The sequence below is a fragment of the Flavivirga algicola genome, assembly GCF_012910715.1.
Classification (GTDB): domain Bacteria; phylum Bacteroidota; class Bacteroidia; order Flavobacteriales; family Flavobacteriaceae; genus Flavivirga; species Flavivirga algicola.
This window is the reverse complement of record NZ_JABBHF010000022.1, coordinates 1-5,003: the sequence shown is the minus strand read 5'-3', so window position 1 is coordinate 5,003 and position 5,003 is coordinate 1. Positions and strand designations below refer to the sequence as shown.

The 5,003-nt window shown below is 45.0% G+C and carries 1 protein-coding gene; it reads left to right on the top strand.

Annotated elements, in window-relative coordinates; genetic code table 11:
- Positions 1-5,003: beta strand repeat-containing protein (locus HHX25_RS21005; protein WP_205958091.1), on the top strand; the 5,003-nt coding region annotated here is incomplete at both ends.

Genomic DNA, 5,003 nt, shown 5'->3' with positions numbered 1-5,003 from the left:
GATGCCCTGATAACGGGTACCATAGTTGGAGGTGTAGCACCGTATACCTACGAGGTATCGTTAAATGCAGGGGCCTATAGTCCATTGGGAGCCACAGGCACGCCTTTTACGTATTTGACGGCGACAGCAGGGGACTACCAGTTTAGAATCACCGATTCACAGAACTGCCAGGCAGAATCGGGCGTGATCACGGTCAACCCGATATCGAACCCAACGGCAACGGTAACCTCCGTGAACGCGACCTGTAACGGTGCGGCCGATGGTTCCGTTCAAATAGTACCGTCAGGCGGAGAAGGTCCATACACCTATAGCTTTAACGGCAGTGCATTTACAGCGACATCGTCATATACGGGATTGAGTGCTGGGACATATGCATATCAGGTAAGGGATAACAAATCATGTATTTTCAACGGTTCTGTAACATTGACGGAACCAACAAGTTTAGCGGCCACAGCAGCGGTAACGACACCGTTTAGCTGTAGTGCTGCCAATACGAGCCAACCAGGAACGATAACCGTGACTACCACTGCAGGGACGGGAACGGCACCCTACCAGTACAGTTTCAACGGTTCAGGGTACAGTGCCTCGAATACCTTTGATGTCAACGATAACGGTACGGACCAAACGATAAACTATTCGGTAAGGGATGCCCAAGGATGTATCTTTAACGGTTCGATAGTTATAAGCGCATTGAACCCTCCAACAGCAGATAGCGTTACAGGCACGCCGGTAACATGTAACGATGTGACCAGTACGGTTACGGTAACAGCTGCTGCAGGCACGGGCGTAGGCGCATTGACCTATGAGATAACGGCACCAGCTGCTTCGGCAACGTCCAATGCCACAGGAATTTTTACGGGACTGGCACCAGACACCTATACCTTTAGGGTGACCGATGCCGATGGATGTTATTATGAAACGACATACACGGTAGATCCAGTTATAAATATTGTCGTAACGGGCGCACTGATAAACGATGTGAGCTGTAACGGCGGTTCGGACGGCGCCGTGGACTTTACGGTCTCAAGTTTTTCTGGAACATATAGCTATACCATTAATGCAGGGGCAGCTGTAACAGGTCAATCGGCCACAGCCATTAACCTGACAGGTTTGCCAGCAGGAGACCAGGTAATCGTTGTAACGGACGAGGTTACGGGCTGTACGGATACGTTTACCGTTACGGTTACGGAACCCGCAAACCCATTGACATTTACCTCGTCATCGACCAATGTTTTTTGTTCGAACGATGAATCTCAGATCACGGTTACGGCCTCAGACGGTACGCCAGGATATAGGTATGCCGCCGTAGTAACAGGAAACCCGGCCCCAGCGGTAGGAGCCTACGGATCGAGCAATATAGTGACAGTCGATACGAATTCGGGAGCAGACCTGGTTTGGGATGTGTATGTAATGGATGCCAACGATTGTGTGACAATGAATACGGTTACCATTACCAGTGATGCATCGCCTACGATCAACCCAGTGGCACAGCAATGTTATGTTGGAAGCCCGCTTAATATCACCTTGGTAGAGGGAACGGGCACTGCCGTAGCCCCTCTGAGTTATAGTATCGGGGCAGGCTATCAGTCCAGTGCGACATTCTCAATAAGCGCACCAGGAACTTATACCCTGACCATACGTGACGGAAACGGTTGTGAGGTATCTACATCTTATGTGGTGGAACCTCAATTAACGGCTAATGCGCTTTTAACTAAAGACCTAACTTGTTCAGTGCCAACAGACGCATCTATAGATATTACTGTAGCTGGAGGAAATGGGCCTTATGCTTATAGAGTAAACACAAATGGAGGTGGTTATTCAGGAGCTCCAATTGGGTTTGCAGGAACAACACTTGCTTATACAACAGCGACCGCAGGGACACATCAATTTGAAATTACAGATGCTAGTGGATGTACCGTAGAAACGAATATTATAACAACGAATGCTATTGTACCAGTTGCAGTTACAGAAGCATTTGTAAACCCTACTTGTAATGGTTTTTCAGATGGGTCTATTACTTTAACGGCAACTGCAGGAGCTCCTCCTTTTACTTATAGTATTGATGGAGGTGCTACTTTTGTATCATCAAATGTATTTGGAGGTTTAGCTGCGGGTAGTTATAACTATGTGGTAAGAGATGATAAAGGATGTGATGCAACTGGAACGATTACATTAACCGATCCAGCGCTTATAGATGTTACTTTAACAGCAACACCAATAGTATGTAACGTAAATACACTTGGTAGTTTTACTGCAACAATTAACTCGGGTGGAGTAGCTCCATTTACTTATAGACTTTATGATACAGGTTTTAATGAGTTAGCAACCTCAGGATCAACGGCGGCAACATCATTCAACTTTCCAGGATTGACTTTTGGTGATTATTATATTACTATAGTAGATGCCAATGGATGTGAGTATAATAGTGGTGTACAAAGAATAGAAACACCTCCTATTTTAACATTAAACGGTTTTGTGGATTCAAATAGTTGTGCTACTGGTGTTGATTATACTGTGACAACAACTGGTGGTATAGCTCCATATACGTTTTCAATTTTTGGACAACCATTAACAGTATCACCTCCCCAAGCTAGTCCAACGTATACTTTTACAGGATTACTTCATAACACAACTTACTTTTTACAAGTACAAGATGTTAATAATTGTATATCTATTTTAGAAGTACTAACTCCAAATGCACCATCGACCATAGAAATTACTGGTACAGCGAGTACAGATGTTACATGTAATGGTGCTTCTAACGGAACTCTAAACTTTACAGTTCAAAATTATGATGCAACTGTGACAGATATTGATTATCAAATTTTAGATGCCCTTTCTTTATTGCCAATAACACCAGCTATAAATGGTACATTAAGTGGAGCAGCAGGAGGGCCAGTTTCAACAAGTATTACAACATTGCCGGCAGGAAGTTACGTATTACAAGCTACAGAGGCATCAGGGACACTTTGTTCTGCTACTTATACTTTTCAAATAACTCAGCCTATTCAAGCACTAGCTTCATCTGTAACGAGTAGAGTGAATGCTAATTGTAATTCTGGTGCTCAACTTACGCTTACTACAACTGGAGGCACAGGACCCTACCAATATGCAGCAGGAGCTCCAGGTTTTACACCAGTTCCAGGCGATTTTGGATCTAGTAATGTTCTCAACTTAGACCCAGCAACAAGAACAAACTGGGATATTGTTGTAAGAGATTCTAATGGTTGTGAAGTCACTCTTAATGAAAATATTGCTACAGATGCGGCACCGACAATAAATCCGGTGGCACAGCAATGTTATACGGGATCACCATTCAGCATAACCTTATCGGGCACGACTTATAATGGCTCAGCAACCTATAGCATTGGTAGCGGGTATCAAGCAAGTCCGACATTTACAATAAATGCACCGGGGACTTATACGGTAAGCATCCAGGATGATAATGGTTGTGATGCTTCAACAACTTACGTAGTAGCGCCGCAATTGTTATTGTCAGCTAACCTGACTAAAGACTTGGATTGTACGGTTACACCAGATGGAACGATCAACTTGACGCCAAGCGGAGGAACAGGAACCTATACGACCTTTGAGGTTAACTTTAATGGTGGCGGGTTTGCAGTGATTGCAGGATCACCATATACAGTAACTACAGATGGGACTTATGAGTTTAGGGTGACGGATTCTCAAGGTTGTCAGGCAGTATCTAATACCATTACGGTAAACCCATTATCAACACCGACGCTTACAGAGGTCCATACGGATGTAAGCTGTATAGGAGGAGCAGATGGAAGCATTGTAGTAACGGCTTCCAACGGCGTACCACCATACCAATACAGTATAGATAACGGCGCGACGTTCCAGGCATCGAATGTATTTAATGGATTGAATGTAGCAGGAGGGCCATATAACGTAGTGGTTAGAGATGCCAAGGACTGTGATTCGGCTGCCACCGTAGTGAACATTACGGAGCCATCAAGTGTTACGGGAACCGCGGCATTGACCCAAGGGTTGACCTGTGGAGCGGGCAACGCTACCCAGTCGGCCACAGTAACGATTACCCCAGATCCAGGTGCAGGTACGCCCCCATATATGTATAGTTTTGACGGCGGGGTTAATTTTACATCGAACAATACGTTTACAACGAATACGGCAGGCGTGGTATCCGCTATAATTAGGGACAGTAATGGCTGTACGAGTGCACCTATTACAGAAACCGTTCCAGCTTTGGATCCTCCGACCGACTTGGATTTTGTATCGACACCAGTGACCTGTTTGGCATTGACAAGTACCGTTACCTTAACGGCTACAGACGGCGTGGGACCATTGGCCTATGCTATTTTGTCGCCAGCCAGTGCCACAGGGAATGTAACGGGGGCAGCAAGCGGAATATTTACAGGTTTAGCCCCAGATACCTATCTGTTTGAGGTAACCGATGCCAACGGATGTACCTATGAGGAATTATATACGGTTGACCCTGTAGTGAATATTACGGTTTCGGGCGTGTTGGTTAACGATGTAAGCTGTAATGGTGGTTCGGATGGAGCAGTGGATTTTACGGTTGGAGATTTTGCAGGAACGTATAGCTACACCATTAATGCAGGAGCGGCAATAACAGGTCAATCGGCAGCAACGATTAATTTAACAGGGTTGCCAGCAGGAAACCAGGTAATTGTTGTAACGGACGAAACCACGGGCTGTACCGATACGTTTACGGTACCAGTTGGGGAACCAGCAGCTCCTTTATCATTTACAGCTACAGCAACAAATGTATTCTGTACTAATTATAACTCACAGATTACAGTTACAGCATCAGATGGAACAAGCCCTTATACCTATGCGGCAGTAGTATCAGGAGCAGCGGCTCCACTACCAGCAGCATACGGTACTAATAATATTTTAACGGTTGATACAAATTTAGGAACAGATTTAGTCTGGGATGTGTATGTTTTAGACCAAAATGGTTGTCCAGAAATGGATACCGTTACTATTATTAACGATCC